At 60.8% G+C, this 13,671-nt stretch carries 17 protein-coding genes; 7 read left to right on the top strand and 10 right to left on the bottom strand.

Annotated elements, in window-relative coordinates:
- Positions 1–165: 165 nt before the first annotated feature.
- Entirely contained in the window at positions 166–426 is a 261-nt protein-coding gene (locus ACEN8E_RS28710; protein ID WP_495590743.1) for an accessory factor UbiK family protein, read from the bottom strand.
- A gap of 420 nt (positions 427–846) precedes the next feature.
- On the opposite strand from ACEN8E_RS28710, the gene glnK reads away from it, so the two are divergent.
- From glnK to sutA, 4 genes are all read left to right on the top strand, one after another.
- On the top strand, positions 847–1,185 hold the full coding sequence (glnK, locus tag ACEN8E_RS28705; RefSeq protein ID WP_002555808.1) for a P-II family nitrogen regulator: 339 nt from the start codon (positions 847–849) through the stop codon (positions 1,183–1,185).
- Between the two features lie 35 nt (positions 1,186–1,220).
- Positions 1,221–2,558, top strand: coding sequence for an ammonium transporter (locus tag ACEN8E_RS28700; RefSeq protein ID WP_111282964.1), 1,338 nt, complete (start codon positions 1,221–1,223; stop codon positions 2,556–2,558).
- A gap of 214 nt (positions 2,559–2,772) precedes the next feature.
- Positions 2,773–3,198 (top strand): secondary thiamine-phosphate synthase enzyme YjbQ, encoded by a 426-nt coding sequence (locus tag ACEN8E_RS28695; RefSeq protein ID WP_008015517.1) that lies wholly within the window; start codon positions 2,773–2,775, stop codon positions 3,196–3,198.
- Positions 3,199–3,299: 101 nt separating this feature from the next.
- Positions 3,300–3,623, top strand: coding sequence for a dormancy-specific transcriptional regulator SutA (sutA, locus tag ACEN8E_RS28690; protein ID WP_007980816.1), 324 nt, complete (start codon positions 3,300–3,302; stop codon positions 3,621–3,623).
- Between the two features lie 184 nt (positions 3,624–3,807).
- On the opposite strand, the gene ACEN8E_RS28685 is transcribed toward sutA, so the two are convergent.
- The 6 genes from ACEN8E_RS28685 to lptM are packed head-to-tail and all read right to left on the bottom strand — an operon-like array spanning position 3,808 to position 8,421.
- Entirely contained in the window at positions 3,808–4,515 is a 708-nt protein-coding gene (locus tag ACEN8E_RS28685; RefSeq protein ID WP_429370617.1) for an HAD family hydrolase, read from the bottom strand.
- Positions 4,512–5,411: a tyrosine recombinase XerC gene (gene xerC, locus ACEN8E_RS28680; RefSeq protein WP_495590742.1), complete on the bottom strand. Its 900-nt coding sequence runs from the start codon at positions 5,409–5,411 to the stop codon at positions 4,512–4,514. The genes ACEN8E_RS28685 and xerC overlap by 4 nt, the downstream gene beginning before the upstream one ends.
- A gap of 2 nt (positions 5,412–5,413) precedes the next feature.
- Positions 5,414–6,139, bottom strand: coding sequence for a DUF484 family protein (locus ACEN8E_RS28675; RefSeq protein ID WP_495590741.1), 726 nt, complete (start codon positions 6,137–6,139; stop codon positions 5,414–5,416).
- 13 nt (positions 6,140–6,152) lie between these two features.
- On the bottom strand, positions 6,153–6,983 hold the full coding sequence (gene dapF, locus ACEN8E_RS28670; protein ID WP_008015513.1) for a diaminopimelate epimerase: 831 nt from the start codon (positions 6,981–6,983) through the stop codon (positions 6,153–6,155).
- 4 nt (positions 6,984–6,987) lie between these two features.
- The gene (gene lysA / locus ACEN8E_RS28665; protein WP_008015512.1) at positions 6,988–8,235 is read right to left on the bottom strand and encodes a diaminopimelate decarboxylase; all 1,248 of its coding nucleotides are present in this window, start codon (positions 8,233–8,235) and stop codon (positions 6,988–6,990) included.
- A 9-nt stretch (positions 8,236–8,244) separates the two neighbouring features.
- A complete protein-coding gene (gene lptM, locus ACEN8E_RS28660; RefSeq protein WP_007980804.1) occupies positions 8,245–8,421 on the bottom strand; it encodes an LPS translocon maturation chaperone LptM in 177 nt (58 codons plus the stop codon).
- 306 nt (positions 8,422–8,727) lie between these two features.
- Here lptM and cyaY point away from each other — a divergent pair, with 306 nt between their 5' ends.
- From cyaY to rnk, 3 genes are all read left to right on the top strand, one after another.
- Complete coding sequence (cyaY, locus tag ACEN8E_RS28655; RefSeq protein ID WP_495590740.1) at positions 8,728–9,060, top strand: iron donor protein CyaY; 333 nt, start codon at positions 8,728–8,730, stop codon at positions 9,058–9,060.
- A gap of 4 nt (positions 9,061–9,064) precedes the next feature.
- On the top strand, positions 9,065–9,289 hold the full coding sequence (locus tag ACEN8E_RS28650; RefSeq protein WP_413427684.1) for a DUF1289 domain-containing protein: 225 nt from the start codon (positions 9,065–9,067) through the stop codon (positions 9,287–9,289).
- A 126-nt stretch (positions 9,290–9,415) separates the two neighbouring features.
- Positions 9,416–9,826 carry a nucleoside diphosphate kinase regulator gene (gene rnk, locus ACEN8E_RS28645; protein WP_495590739.1) on the top strand — a complete coding sequence of 137 codons (411 nt, stop codon included), beginning with the start codon at positions 9,416–9,418 and terminating at the stop codon, positions 9,824–9,826.
- Between the two features lie 7 nt (positions 9,827–9,833).
- Here rnk and ACEN8E_RS28640 read toward each other — a convergent pair whose 3' ends face one another.
- From ACEN8E_RS28640 to ACEN8E_RS28630, 3 genes are all read right to left on the bottom strand, one after another.
- Entirely contained in the window at positions 9,834–12,677 is a 2,844-nt protein-coding gene (locus ACEN8E_RS28640; RefSeq protein WP_495590738.1) for a class I adenylate cyclase, read from the bottom strand.
- A 192-nt stretch (positions 12,678–12,869) separates the two neighbouring features.
- Entirely contained in the window at positions 12,870–13,115 is a 246-nt protein-coding gene (locus ACEN8E_RS28635) for a TIGR02647 family protein (RefSeq protein WP_495590737.1), read from the bottom strand.
- A gap of 207 nt (positions 13,116–13,322) precedes the next feature.
- Positions 13,323–13,607: a hypothetical protein gene (locus ACEN8E_RS28630; RefSeq protein ID WP_495590736.1), complete on the bottom strand. Its 285-nt coding sequence runs from the start codon at positions 13,605–13,607 to the stop codon at positions 13,323–13,325.
- Positions 13,608–13,671 lie beyond the last annotated feature (64 nt).

Genomic DNA, 13,671 nt, shown 5'->3' with positions numbered 1-13,671 from the left:
GCCGAGACGGAGTGACCCGGGCAAATGCCACATGTAGGAGCGAGCTTGCTCGCGAAAAACCCAAATGCGCCGCTCGTCATCTGGCTTTACGCATTATCGTTCACGACTTTCGCGAGCAAGCTCGCTCCCGCAGTGGATTGGGTTCCACAGTGAGCACTTGCGGTGTTATTCGGTTGGTGGGTTCAGCTTCGCTTCCATTTCGGCGACTTTCGTTTCGAGGCTTTCGAGGCGGGCGCGGGTGCGAGCCAGCACGACCATCTGACTGTCGAATTCTTCGCGACTCACCAAGTCCAGTTTGCTGAAGGCGCTTTGCAGCAACATCTTGAACTGGCTTTCGATTTCAGCTTTCGGCAGAGGCGTGTCGCCGCTGAAGAGGCGGGAGGCGGTGCCGGTCAGGGCGTCGAGGAAGTCTTTTGGTGCGAGCATGGTCAATGTCCTGGAAACAATGACGGGCAGTGTATCACGCAGTGCCTATAGTCATTTGCGCGGGCAAGGGGTGCACGCTTTTCGCGCATGGGGACGGACGGCGTCGCACCGTTGTTGTGCGTAACGTGCCGGGTGTTGTCGCGAAATATCAGCCATCCACCAGCAAGAGCTTGAAAACAGTCAGTTTTGTGGAGATGGCAAGCTTTCTGCTTAGACCCTCATGACCCATGCACTGATGCAGTCGCTGTGACGAATGCAGTGCGCCAAGCGGAACGCGGGGGAGTGTTTCGCAAGGAGCGGTTTGCTGGCGTCGGACGGGCAGGTCAGGCCGACGACGCGTTACAAAGCCAGGCACTGCGCTTAGACTTGAGTCGGGTTTGTTTTCCTGGGGCAAGTCCACCAATTCGGGAGAGAGTTTTCATGAAGCTAGTCACTGCCATCATCAAGCCGTTCAAGCTGGACGACGTACGCGAGTCGCTGTCCGAGATCGGCGTGCAGGGCATTACCGTCACTGAAGTCAAAGGCTTTGGTCGGCAGAAGGGTCACACCGAGCTGTATCGCGGCGCGGAATACGTGGTCGATTTCCTGCCCAAGGTGAAGATCGACGTCGCCATCGACGACAAGGATCTGGACCGGGTAATCGAGGCCATCACCAAGGCGGCCAACACCGGCAAGATCGGTGACGGCAAGATCTTCGTGGTCAATCTGGAACAGGCGATTCGCATCCGTACCGGCGAAACCGATACCGACGCAATCTAAGCCGCCACAAACCCAACGCCCCAGGAGAAAACAATATGACTCTGCGTAAATTCGCAGGGCTAGGAGCCCTGTTGTCCATCGTAATGCCCAGCCTTGCTTTGGCGGCAGACGAAGTGGCGGCCCCGGTCCTCAACTCGGGCGACACCGCCTGGATGTTGACCTCTACAGCTTTGGTGCTGTTCATGACCATTCCCGGCCTCGCGCTGTTCTACGGCGGCATGGTTCGGTCGAAAAACATTCTTTCCGTGATGATGCAGTGCTTCGCCATTACCGGTCTGATCAGCGTCCTGTGGGTCATTTATGGCTACAGCATCGCGTTCGACACCACGGGCATGGAGCAGGGCGTCGTCAATTTCAACTCGTTCTTCGGCGGCATGGGCAAGGCGTTCCTCGCCGGCATCACGCCTGCCAGCCTGACCGGGCCTGCGGCGCTGTTCCCTGAGGCGGTGTTCGTCACCTTCCAGATGACTTTCGCCATCATCACCCCGGCGTTGATCGTCGGCGCCTTCGCCGAGCGGATGAAGTTCTCCGCGATGCTGGTGTTCATGGGCGTGTGGTTCACCCTGGTGTATGCGCCGATTGCGCACATGGTTTGGTCCGGTAACGGCGGCCTGTTGTGGGACTGGGGCGTTCTGGACTTCGCCGGCGGCACCGTGGTGCACATCAACGCCGGTGTGGCCGGTCTGGTTGCCTGCCTGGTGCTGGGCAAGCGCAAAGGCTTCCCGACCACGCCGATGGCGCCGCACAACCTCGGTTACACCCTGATGGGCGCGGCCATGCTGTGGGTCGGCTGGTTCGGTTTCAACGCCGGTTCCGCCGCTGCGGCCAACGGCACCGCCGGTATGGCCATGCTGGTGACGCAAATCGCTACCGCCGCTGCGGCGCTGGGCTGGATGTTTGCCGAGTGGATCACCCATGGCAAACCTAGTGCACTGGGTATCGCTTCTGGCGTGGTTGCCGGTCTGGTGGCAATCACCCCGGCCGCCGGCACCGTTGGCCCGATGGGCGCTCTGGTAATCGGTCTGGCGGCTGGCGTGGTGTGCTTCTTCTGCGCCACTACCCTGAAGCGCAAGCTCGGCTATGACGACTCCCTGGACGCCTTCGGCGTGCACGGTATCGGCGGTATCCTTGGCGCGATTCTGACCGGTGTGTTTGCCGCACCGTCCCTGGGTGGCTTCGGCACCGTGACCGACATCGCCGCACAAGTGTGGATTCAGTGCAAAGGCGTGGGTTTCACGGTGATCTACACCGCGATCGCCACATTCATCATCCTCAAGGTGCTGGATGCGGTCATGGGCCTGCGCATCAACGAAGAAGAAGAAGCGGTCGGCATCGATCTGGCGCTTCACAACGAACGCGGCTACAACTTGTAAGTACGCGTGTAAAAACTTGCCCGGCTTGCCGGGCATTTTTTTTGTCTGAAATTTGTCATTGAAGAGCGCGCTGAAAGGTTTTTTCCTACAGGTTTTACGATGTTTGCGCCGGGTGTTTTTGTGCAGTCGAAGGCTTACAGGATTGAAGGAATATTAGGGCCTTTGTTTTTTCCCAGAGCGCGCTAGAATGCGCCCCGAACGTGCGGAGAACTGTATGTGGCAACAGACTCTGATTACCTTGCGGGCGAGGCCCCGGGGCTTTCATCTGGTAACGGACGAGTTACTCGCCGGCCTGCCTGAACTCAAGGCGTGTCGGGTCGGTCTGTTGCATTTGTGGCTGCAGCATACCTCGGCGTCGTTGACCATCAACGAGAACGCCGATCCGGCGGTACGTCGCGACTTCGAACGGTTTTTCAATCGTCTGATCCCACAAGGAACAGACGGCTATGAGCATAACGACGAAGGCCTGGACGACCTCCCGGCGCACTTCAAGGCCAGCGTGCTTGGCTGTCAGCTCAGTTTGCCGATTTCGGCAGGCCGGCTGGCGTTGGGGACCTGGCAAGGCGTTTACCTGGGCGAGCACCGTGATCATGGCGGTGCCCGTAAAGTCCTCGCCACCGTGCACGGTGAAGAGGCATAACCGCTGGTCAGCAGCGGTTGTTGATTTTTTTCCGGCAGCCTTCGACAGAGGGCAAAGCTGGGCTATAACTAATCTGCTTTTCGCAAGTCATGAGGTAGAACATGAGCGACGATGATCTGGAAAACGACGACCTCGAAGTAGGCGACGACGACGAAACCGAAGAAGGTCTGGAAGCAGCGGCCGAAGACGTCGCTGAAGACGACGGTGGTGATGCGCCCGTTCCGACCGCCAAAGGCAAGGCCAAGGCAGCGGTATCGGTCGATGAGCTGCCGAGTGTCGAAGCCAAGAACAAGGAACGTGACGCCCTGGCCAAGGCCATGGAAGAGTTCCTGGCTCGTGGCGGCAAGGTGCAGGAAGTGGAGGCCAATGTGGTCGCAGATCCTCCCAAGAAGCCTGACAACAAGTACGGCAGCCGGCCTATCTGAGCCTGCTACCCGCTTGCTGAAAAAGCCCGCCGTCGCTGCGGGCTTTTTCGTGCCTGAAACAAAATTCTGAATTCAACACAATCCCTGTGGGAGCGGGCTTGCCCGCGATGGGGCCACCAAATCCAACATTGATGTTGCCCGATGGATTGCTATCGCGGGCAAGCCCGCTCCCACAGGTTTTGTGTCAGGCCGAAGCCTTGTTCCACCGCGCCAACAACGCCGGCAACTCAGTCAAACTGCGAATCTCGGCATCCGGCAGATGTTCAGCTTCCCAGGCCTTGCCCGCCGGGTTGAACCAGATTGCGCGCATTCCCGCCTGCTGCGCCCCGGCAATGTCATCACCCGGATGATCACCGATATGCACCGCCGTTTCCGCAGTTGCGCCACCGCGTTGCAAGGCCTCATGAAACAGGCGCGCATCGGGTTTGGCGATGCCGATGTCTTCGGCGCACAACGCAAACTTGAAGTAGTCCGCCAGCCCCAGCCGACGCACATCGGCATTGCCGTTGGTGACCACACCGAGGGCGTAATGGTTGGCGAGGATTTCAAGGGTCGGTTCAACCTCCGGAAACACATCGATCTGATGGCGGGCGTGCAGAAACACTTCAAAACTCTTGTCCGCCAGGTCCGACGCCTCGTCATGCCCGTAACCGGACTCTTCCAGCGCATGGAACAGCACACGCCGACGTAGCGCGCTGATGCGGTGCTTGAGGCTTGGCTCGTTGCTCAATACTCGCTCGCGAATAGCCCACAGATGCTCCACCGGCACTGCTCCCAGGTTGGGCGCGTGCTCGGTCAGCCATTCACGCAAAACGGCTTCGGCGCTGACGATGACCGGGGCGGTGTCCCACAGGGTGTCGTCGAGGTCGAAGGTGATCAACTGAATACTCATGAATCGTCGCCTTTCATGCGTTTGGCCCGTGGATGGGCGCTGTCGTAGACCGCTGCCAGGTGCTGGAAGTCCAGGTGGGTGTAGATCTGCGTGGTCTTGATGTCTGAATGGCCGAGCAACTCCTGCACCGCGCGCAGGTCCTGAGAGGACTCCAGCAGGTGGCTGGCGAAGGAGTGCCGCAGCATGTGCGGGTGCAGGTTCTGCCCCAGTTCGCGCTCGCCGGCCGCCTTGACCCGTACCTGGATCGCTCTTGGGCCGAGTCGTCGGCCTTGCTGGCTGACAAACACCGCATCGTCCGCCGGGTTGGCCATGGCCCGCAGGGGCAGCCACTGTTCCAGCGCCTCGCGGGCCTTTGTCCCTACCGGCAGCAGGCGGGTCTTGCTGCCTTTGCCGAGCACCTGGACCATGCCGTCTGCCAGGTCGAGCTGGTCTAGATTGAGCCCCGTCAGCTCCGAAAGCCGTAGCCCGGAGGAGTAGAACAACTCCAGGATCGCCTGGTCCCGACGCGCCAGAAAGTCATCTTCAACCCCGCCTTCCAGCAGTTGCAGGGCGCGGTCGGTGTCGAGGGTTTTCGGCAGGCGGCGCTCGCCTTTGGGCGGTGCCAGGCCATTGGCCGGATCGTGGTCGCACAGGCCTTCGCGGTTCAGATAGTGATAAAGCCCGCGAACGGCCGACAGCAATCGCGCCAGGCTGCGCGATGATTGACCCTGGGCGTGCAGGCGGGCAACCAGGCTGCGCAGGCGCTGGATGTCCAGCGCCGCCCAGCTGCCGATGTTCTGTTTGACGCACCAGCCCAGCACTTTGTCGAGGTCACGGCGATAGGCCGACAGCGTGTGCGGCGACACCTGCCGCTCACTGCGCAGGTGTTCGCAGTAAGCGTCCAGTTGCCGTTCCATGTTCAGCGTACCGAGCGCAGGGAGTTGTTGACCCGTGGCAGCACACGACCCATGACTTCAGCGATGTAGCTCAGGAACAGGGTGCCCACCGAGCTTTTGTAGTGCTGCGGATCACGGCTGGCGATGGCCAGGATGCCGTGGATGCCCTGGTGGCTGATGGCAACGACCGCAGTGGAGCCGATCTGCTTGCGCTGTTCTTCGCCGAACAGGAAGTCCAGCTCATGTTCGCGCAGGCTGCCGCTGACGCTTTTTTCTTCCGAGAGCAAGCCGCCGATGGCCACCTGCGCTTCGGCGTGAGTGGCCCAGCGGCCGACCGGCATGGCGTTGTCACCAAGCAGGATGAGGCTGACGAAGGGCACCTGGAATTCCTGGCGCAGGCTGTCTTCGACGCACATCACCACATCTTCCAGGCTGGCGGCATCCATCAGCGCCAGGATCAGGCGACGGGTCTTGTCGAAAAGACGGTCGTTGTCGCGGGCCACGTCCATCAGGTGCGACAGGCGATGACGCAGCTCGATGTTGCGCTCGCGCAGGATGGTCATCTGACGCTCCACCAGCGACACGGTATCGCCGCGCCGATGGGGGATGCGCAGGGACGGGAGCAGTTCTTCGTGCTCGACGAAGAAGTCCGGATGAGCCTCCAGGTACGCGGCTACAGCCGCCGCCTCCAGGCTTTCGGACGGTGATTCGTCAGCTTGTCGTGCGGGTACCTGGGGCTTGTCGGTCATGGGTTTCGCTCACTCAAAGACGCACTTGTCCTTCATATACGCGCACTGCCGGGCCGGTCATCATCACCGGTTGGCCAGGGCCTGCCCATTCGATGGACAGGCGCCCGCCAGGCAGGTCGATCAATAGCGGCGAATCCATCCACCCCTGGCTGATCGCAGCCACTGCGGCAGCACAGGCGCCGGTTCCGCAAGCCTGGGTTTCCCCGGCACCGCGTTCCCAGACGCGCAACTGCGCGCGGCTCCGGTCGATGACCTGGAGAAAGCCGACATTGACCCGTGCCGGGAAGCGCGGGTGATGTTCGATTTTCGGGCCCAGTTCATGCACCGGCGCGTTGTTGATGTCGCTGACCCGTACCACCGCATGGGGATTGCCCATGGACACGGCAGCCAGATCGACCGGGGTGCCGTCGACGTCGACCTGATAACTCTTGGCCTGCTCCGGCGCCTGGAACGGAATATCCGCTGGCACCAGGCGCGGGGCGCCCATGTTGACGCTGATCTGGCCGTCGTTACGCACGTCCAGCTCAATAATGCCGCTTTTGGTCTCGACGCGAATCACACGTTTTGCGGTCAGGCGCTTGTCGAGCACGAAACGGGCGAAGCAGCGCGCACCGTTGCCGCACTGTTCCACTTCGGAACCGTCGGAGTTGAAGATCCGATAGCGGAAGTCTACGTCCGGGTTGCTCGGTGCCTCGACGATCAGCAACTGGTCGAAACCGATGCCGGTGTGCCGGTCGCCCCATTGCTTGGCATGCTTGGGCAGAATGTGCGCGTGCTGGCTGACCAGGTCGAGAACCATGAAGTCGTTGCCCAGGCCGTGCATCTTGGTAAAACGCAGCAGCATGGTTTTACTCCGGCAGCAGGCTTTCGCCAGCAAACAACTCGGCTACCGTCTCACGGCGACGCACTTCAAATGCCTGATCACCGTCCACCAACACTTCAGCGGTACGACCGCGGGTGTTGTAGTTGGAACTCATGACAAACCCGTAGGCACCGGCCGAATGCACGGCCAGCAGGTCGCCTTCTTCCAGGGCCAGCTGACGATCCTTGGCCAGGAAGTCACCGGTCTCGCAGATCGGGCCGACGATGTCGTAGGCGCGGGCAGCGGTAGTGCGTGGGCGCACGGCCGTGACGTCCATCCAGGCCTGGTACAGCGCCGGGCGGATCAAGTCGTTCATGGCCGCGTCGACGATGGCGAAGTCTTTGTGCTCGGTGTGCTTGAGGTACTCGACCTGAGTCAGCAGCACGCCGGCATTGGCCACGATGAAGCGGCCAGGTTCGAACACCAGCGCCAGGTCGCGACCGTCGAGACGCTCACGCACGGCCTTGATGTAGTCGGCGGCCAATGGCGGCTCTTCGTCGCGATAACGCACACCCAGTCCGCCACCGAGATCGATGTGGCGCAGGTAGATGCCGCAATCGCCGAGTCGGTCGACCAGGCCCAGCAGGCGGTCGAGGGCGTCGATGAACGGCGGCAGGGTGGTCAGTTGCGAGCCGATGTGGCAATCGACGCCGACCACTTCCAGGTTCGGCAGCTGAGCGGCACGCACGTACACGTCTTCGGCGTCGGCGATGGCGATGCCGAACTTGTTCTCTTTGAGACCGGTGGAAATGTACGGGTGGGTGCCGGCATCGACGTCCGGGTTGACGCGCAGCGAAATCGGCGCGCGAACGCCCAGTTCGGCGGCGACCACTTGCAGGCGTTCCAGCTCGTCAGTGGATTCGACGTTGAAGCAGTGCACGCCGACTTCCAGGGCGCGACGCATGTCGTCACGGGTCTTGCCGACGCCGGAGAACACGATCTTGTCGGCACTGCCGCCAGCGGCCAGTACGCGCTCCAGCTCACCACGGGAGACGATGTCGAAACCGGCGCCAAGACGCGCGAGGACATTCAGGACACCCAGGTTGGAATTGGCCTTGACCGCGTAGCACACCAGGTGCGGCGTGCCGACCAGCGCATCGGCATAAGCCAGGTATTGGGCTTCGATGTGCGCACGGGAGTAAACGTACGTTGGCGTACCAAAGCGCTCGGCGATGGCAGACAGGGCAACACCTTCCGCGAACAGTTCACCGTCACGGTAGTTAAAAGCGTCCATGAGGTTCCCTTATTGGTAGACGTCGTGCTTGTGTGCTTTGGAGGCAGGCTGCTGTTGCGACGACTTGGCCTGTTCGACAGGGTCCTGGTCTTCATCAGGCAGGTAGAGCGGGCCTTTTTGGCCGCAGGCCGACACAAGGCAGGCGACCGCGAGGAGCGCAGCAAGGGAAGAGATCAGGCGCTTCATGGCGAAATCCTTGAAAATGCATTAATTGCGCCGGAGTATACCGGCCACCCGGCAGCTTGCCTATGCAACGGACCGCCCGTCCGGCGGGGCTTGGGCGATGCCGGTCGGTATCATGCAATCCCTGTGGGAGCGAGCCTGCTCGCGAAGGCGTCGTGTCAGGCGACATCAATGTTGAATGTCAGTGCGCATTCGCGAGCAGGCTCGCTCCCACAATGGGTCACTCGGTCGTTATCCTTTGCAATCGACGGAGCTCGGTCGTATCTTGCGGCGCTTGAGCCTGATCAGACACTTTTTGAGGTTGCCGTAATGAGTTTGTCCGAAGCGCGTTTCCATGACCTGGTCGATGCCACCCAGCAAACCCTGGAGGACATCTTTGACGAAAGCGACCTGGATATCGACCTCGAAAGCTCGGCCGGTGTGCTGACCGTCAAGTTCGAGAACGGCAGCCAGTTGATCTTCAGTCGCCAGGAGCCACTGCGCCAGCTGTGGCTGGCGGCGGTATCCGGTGGTTTCCACTTCGACTACGACGAAGAAAGCGAGCGCTGGATGTGTGACAAGAGCGAAGAGCAGTTGGGTGAAATGCTCGAGCGTATCGTCAAGCAACAGGCTGAAGTCGATCTCGATTTCGAAGGCTTGTGAGATCGTGACCCAGCCTGCGCCTGTCCGTGCGCCCAAGCCGCTCTACAGCAATGTCAGCCCGGCGGTGCCATCGCCGTGCAGCGGTGTGTGTCGGCTGGACGAGCAGAAAGTCTGCCTGGGCTGCTTCCGCCATGTCGAAGACATCCGTGAATGGCGCTCGGCCGATGACGAGCGCCGACGGGTGATTTGTGCGCAGGCTTCGCAGCGCAAACAGGGCTCCGGGCCATGACTTGTATATTTTTTGAGCTGTGATAGTGTCCGGAAACGCCTCAACCCATCGAGGCTTGTGAAAACCCCGCCTTTTTCTGGCGGGGTTTTGCTTTTTTCGTGCAGAAGAAAGGAGTCTGCCCAGATCATGACCGCACCTTCCATCACCCTTACCCGTCTGGACGTTCAGCGTCTGGAGCGTCTGATCGACAGCCTGGACGATACGCTGCCGGGCGTTATTGCGTTGCAAACCGAACTGGATCGCGCCGATGCCGTGGTCGGCCACGAAGAAGTGCCGACGGATGTCGTGACCATGAATTCCCGTGTGCATTGCCGCGAAGAAGGCAGTGGCAAGGACTACCACCTGACCCTGGTATACCCCAAGGATGCGAATGCCGACGAAGGCAAGATCTCGATCCTGGCGCCGGTGGGCAGCGCGCTGCTCGGCCTGAAGGTTGGTCAGCACATCGACTGGCCGGCTCCGGGCGGCAAGACCCTGAAGCTGACCTTGCTGGAAGTCGAATCGCAGCCAGCCAACGGTGGCGACTACAACGTTTGACCCCGCCTCAGACCTGATCGAGCGCCTCGTTCAATGCGCGCTCCAGGTCAGCCTTGTAGCGCAGGTACAGATGGGTGGAACTCTGCCCTTCGCCAGGCAGGCCTGACAGGTCGAGGTCGGTGATGTAGCAGCGGTAGCGTTCGGTTTCCCGGCGCTGCCCGACGATTTCCCGGGCGACCACGCTGAACAGCTGATCGCCGTGCTCCAGTTCGGAAAACTCCTGTTGATTGCAATACAGCGTTACCTGCACCTGACCCGGTGCGGCTTTGCCGACAATTGCCTGCACGTCATAGAACGGTTTGTTCACCGGAGTCTGCGGTACCGGCCGGGCTTCGATGCGGCGCGCCCGGCCAGGGCCTGACGGCAGCAACTGGCAATACAGTGTGTCGAGGTTCAGCGGGTGGGCTGCGTCCATCGGCAACAAGGCATCGCGACGGTACCGGATCGATTGCAGGAAGCGCTGCAGCGGCACCAGCAGGCTTTGCTCGTCGTGCCAGGGCAGGCGTTGCTGCCACAGGGCATTGAACTCATCGAGCACGTACAGATCGGCCTGATCTTCGTTGACCCGGTAGAACACTTGAATGCAACCCGGCTGGCCCGTGGGCAGGAACAGCGCAAGGTCGTGCTCTTCCAGTGCCTTCGGGTCCAGGTGAAGCGGGCTGTAGCTCGCCATTTCCTCGCCCAGGTAATCGATCAGCGCCGGCAGGGTGGCCAGCGCGATGTGCTGGACCTGACCCGGCACCAGTTCCAGCACGTGGTAGTGCTGCTGGACCTGGATCAGGTAGCGATGATTGAGCCGGCTCAGCAGCAGGTTCTGCGCGGTATCGAGGATTTCTTCCACCCGTTGGGCGATGAACTGCGCACGGTTATGGCAGAAGCAACGCACCCGTAACTTTGGCTGTTGCGGCCCGGCCGGCAGGTTGTTGAGGTAGTCGCGGATGCAGTCGAGCAGGGCGTGGGGGCCGTCATAGCGACCGACCAGCACTTCGTTCCAGCTATTGAGCGTGACCTGGTCCAGGGTCAGCACCAGGTTTTCCCGGACGCCGGCATAGCTCAATGAGTCGGTGCGCTCGGTGGTCATCAGGATATTCAGGTCGCGATGGTGCTTGAGCGGATCGATGCCGACATTCACCAGAATCAGCACCTCACTCGGCACGCTGGCGCGCAACAGAGGTTCTTCGGCGACGGTGGGCAAGGGCAGGGCGATGGTCTGTTGCAGGCTGCCGAACAGGTTGAACAGTTCGAATTCGCTCAAGTCGCTGGCGCCTGGATGCAAGGCCAGGCGGGTACTGCTGTCGATCACGCCATTGCGGTGGCACCAGGTCAGCAGCTCGAGCAAGTGCCGGCTGCGTTTGATCGGTGCGAAATGTTCCCACTCCAGCGCCGTCAGGCTGCCGTTGTACAAGCCCCACTGGCCTTGCCCCGGTTCTTTCCTGTTCGGCGCGTGCACCAGCGTCAGGGTGTCTTCGGCCAGGTCCGGGGCGATGCCGGGGTTGATGAATTCGACTTTGCCGGCCTTGCGCTCGAAAGCGGCATGCAGTCGGCGACCGAGGACGCTCAGGTCGCGCTTGTTGATGCGACTGACTGTCTGTTCGTGACGGGCAAACTGGGTAAGGAAGCGATAGCTGTAGTTCAGCTCGTTGACCAGCGCCCGTCGCTCGGCGCTGACCTGGCGGACTTTCCACTGGCTGCGGCTATCGAGCAGCGCCAGTTGGCGCTGGTCCCAGTGCCATTCGCGGGCGAGGCGCTCAAGCAATGAACGTTGCCAGCTCTGGGTGCGGCTGCTGCCGGTCAGCTTGCGATTGACCTTCAGATACAGCGCGCGACGCACCAGTTCCAGCCGTTCCGGTTCGTTGCGGGCGAGCAGGTATTCTTCGATGCGCCGGTACACCACGACGTACGGATCCAGCTCGTCGAGGTCGAGGCGGTTGGCGAACACCGCTTGCTTGAAGCGCAGGCTCAGGCAATGAACCCTGGGGTGTTCGCTGGCGTAAACCTCGGTCAGCAATAGCTTGAGCACCGACTTGTAGGGCGACTCGATACCCTTGAACAACTGCCAGAGCCCGGCACCGATAAATTCGCCGGGCGGGATGAAGGCCAGGTTGCCGAGGTCGAGGGTTTCATCGGCGCGGATAAAGCGTTTGGAGATCAGGGTATGGGTGTAGCGGTCATAGCTCGACTCTTCATAGACCGGCACCAGCCACCAGATCGGTGTACGCCCGGCCAGCCAGATTGCGGTGCGGTAAAACTCGTCGAGCAACAGGTAATGCTGGGTGGTGCCGCAATCCTCCGAACTGAGTTGGGTATCGCGCTCGCCACGGACGAAACGGCTCGGGTCAATCAGGAAAAAGTGCGCTTCGGCGCCCTGGCTGGCGGCCCAGGTTTCCAGCAGCTGGCATTTCTTGCGCAGTTCGGCGAGTTCGTTCTCGGTCAGGTCCGGCCCATGGCAGACCCACACATCCATGTCGCTCTGGTCGGCCTGAGCCAGGGTGCCGAGGCTGCCCATCAGGAACAGTCCGTGAATCGGCCGGGGCGGGTTGCTGCCGTGGCGCGGCTTGTAGGAAAACGAGCGGGTCAGGCGCTGGGCTTCAGCGAGGACATTGGCATCCGGCTCGAAATTCGACAGCCCGGCCGGCGTACTACCGGAAACATAGCCGGGCAGTAGTGGATGATTGACGTGGAAAAACAACGGCAGCAAGGTCAGGACCCCTTGCTGGCGCGTCGACAACCCTTCCATGGCGCGGGCCATGCGTCCTTCGTTGAGTTTCAGAAAGCGTGCGCGCAGCTGGCTGAGAACCTTGCGGTCGATTCCCTCGTCCAGATCAGGGCGGATTTCATGGGTGCGGGTCATGTCAGCTCAAACCGGCTCGCAGGGCTCGGACGTGGGGGCTCAGGTGAGGGGCAGTTTAGCGTCTTGAGGCGAGGACTTTTAAGTTGATTTTGTTTTTCTGGCGTCAGATTTCTATCGGCTGGAGGCAGAAATCAGGGGGGTGTGCCCGCGGAAATCCCTGGATCGGGGTCTCCGTGGGCAATGCGGCAGAATTCAGGCTGTTGCTTCGGCGTTAAGAATAGTCAGCACGGATTGCACATTTTGCGCGGCGTCACGACCCAGGCTGGTCAGGTAACCGCCATCAGGCTGGTCGGTCAGTTCTTTTTCAAAGAGGCGTTTGGCGGCGGCAATGTGTTTCGGGGCAGCGGTCTGATGAATTTTCAGCCCTTCCTGGGAACTGTCCAGGTTGAAGAGTGCGAGGACTTCCAGTTCGGCAACCAACTCAGGGGTAAGCGACATAAGGACTCCAGACTTTCTAGGAATTTGGCGACAGCGTCCCTAAGGTGAACCCGCTTGTGCGGCATGTCCAGTGTCCGTGACAGGGTTTTTTTTCTTTGCAGGAGCGAGCTTGCTCGCGATGGTCGTCAGCGATGACGCGTAAAACCAGATGCCAGCGGCGTTCTCGGGTTTTTCGCGAGCGGGCTCGCTCCTACAGGGGGTGTAGCCTTATTTTTTTTCCGGCGGCAACTCGGGCAATGCGCGCAGTGCTGCTTCGTACCACTCGGTGTTGAACGCGCGGTCTTCTTCGAGGATCGCGTCGATTTCAACCGCCAGAACGTGGGCCATCAAGTTGAGGATTTCTTCTCGTTCGTAACCCACTAGCGTCAGCTTGTTGAAGGTCGCCTTGGCCGCTGGCGGGTTGTCGCTTTCGATCTGGTTTTCGATGGCCTGGATCAGGGTACTTTCGGCGAACTCTTCTTCGTCGTTGTCGATATCGTTCGGCTCGCTCATGGCAGGCTCCTCAGGGAAAGGTGGCCAGTTTACCCGCATTCAGGGCCGTGATGCTGCTGGCAAG

This window comes from Pseudomonas sp. Pseusp9, from assembly GCF_059491265.1.
Note: the sequence above shows the minus strand (reverse complement) of the source record. Positions and strands in the feature narration are given on the sequence as shown.

Bases quoted from the DNA above. Each gene is read 5' to 3' on its own strand.
- ACEN8E_RS28635 (WP_495590737.1), bottom strand. From the start codon at position 13,115: ATGTCGCTTACCCCTGAGTTGGTTGCCGAACTGGAAGTCCTCGCACTC.
- ACEN8E_RS28640 (WP_495590738.1), bottom strand. From the start codon at position 12,677: ATGACCCGCACCCATGAAATCCGCCCTGATCTGGACGAGGGAATCGAC.
- ACEN8E_RS28630 (WP_495590736.1), bottom strand. From the start codon at position 13,607: ATGAGCGAGCCGAACGATATCGACAACGACGAAGAAGAGTTCGCCGAA.
- glnK (WP_002555808.1), top strand. From the start codon at position 847: ATGAAGCTAGTCACTGCCATCATCAAGCCGTTCAAGCTGGACGACGTA.
- dapF (WP_008015513.1), bottom strand. From the start codon at position 6,983: ATGCTGCTGCGTTTTACCAAGATGCACGGCCTGGGCAACGACTTCATG.
- ACEN8E_RS28700 (WP_111282964.1), top strand. From the start codon at position 1,221: ATGACTCTGCGTAAATTCGCAGGGCTAGGAGCCCTGTTGTCCATCGTA.
- lptM (WP_007980804.1), bottom strand. From the start codon at position 8,421: ATGAAGCGCCTGATCTCTTCCCTTGCTGCGCTCCTCGCGGTCGCCTGC.
- lysA (WP_008015512.1), bottom strand. From the start codon at position 8,235: ATGGACGCTTTTAACTACCGTGACGGTGAACTGTTCGCGGAAGGTGTT.
- ACEN8E_RS28695 (WP_008015517.1), top strand. From the start codon at position 2,773: ATGTGGCAACAGACTCTGATTACCTTGCGGGCGAGGCCCCGGGGCTTT.
- rnk (WP_495590739.1), top strand. From the start codon at position 9,416: ATGACCGCACCTTCCATCACCCTTACCCGTCTGGACGTTCAGCGTCTG.
- ACEN8E_RS28685 (WP_429370617.1), bottom strand. From the start codon at position 4,515: ATGAGTATTCAGTTGATCACCTTCGACCTCGACGACACCCTGTGGGAC.
- xerC (WP_495590742.1), bottom strand. From the start codon at position 5,411: ATGGAACGGCAACTGGACGCTTACTGCGAACACCTGCGCAGTGAGCGG.
- cyaY (WP_495590740.1), top strand. From the start codon at position 8,728: ATGAGTTTGTCCGAAGCGCGTTTCCATGACCTGGTCGATGCCACCCAG.
- ACEN8E_RS28675 (WP_495590741.1), bottom strand. From the start codon at position 6,139: ATGACCGACAAGCCCCAGGTACCCGCACGACAAGCTGACGAATCACCG.
- sutA (WP_007980816.1), top strand. From the start codon at position 3,300: ATGAGCGACGATGATCTGGAAAACGACGACCTCGAAGTAGGCGACGAC.
- ACEN8E_RS28710 (WP_495590743.1), bottom strand. From the start codon at position 426: ATGCTCGCACCAAAAGACTTCCTCGACGCCCTGACCGGCACCGCCTCC.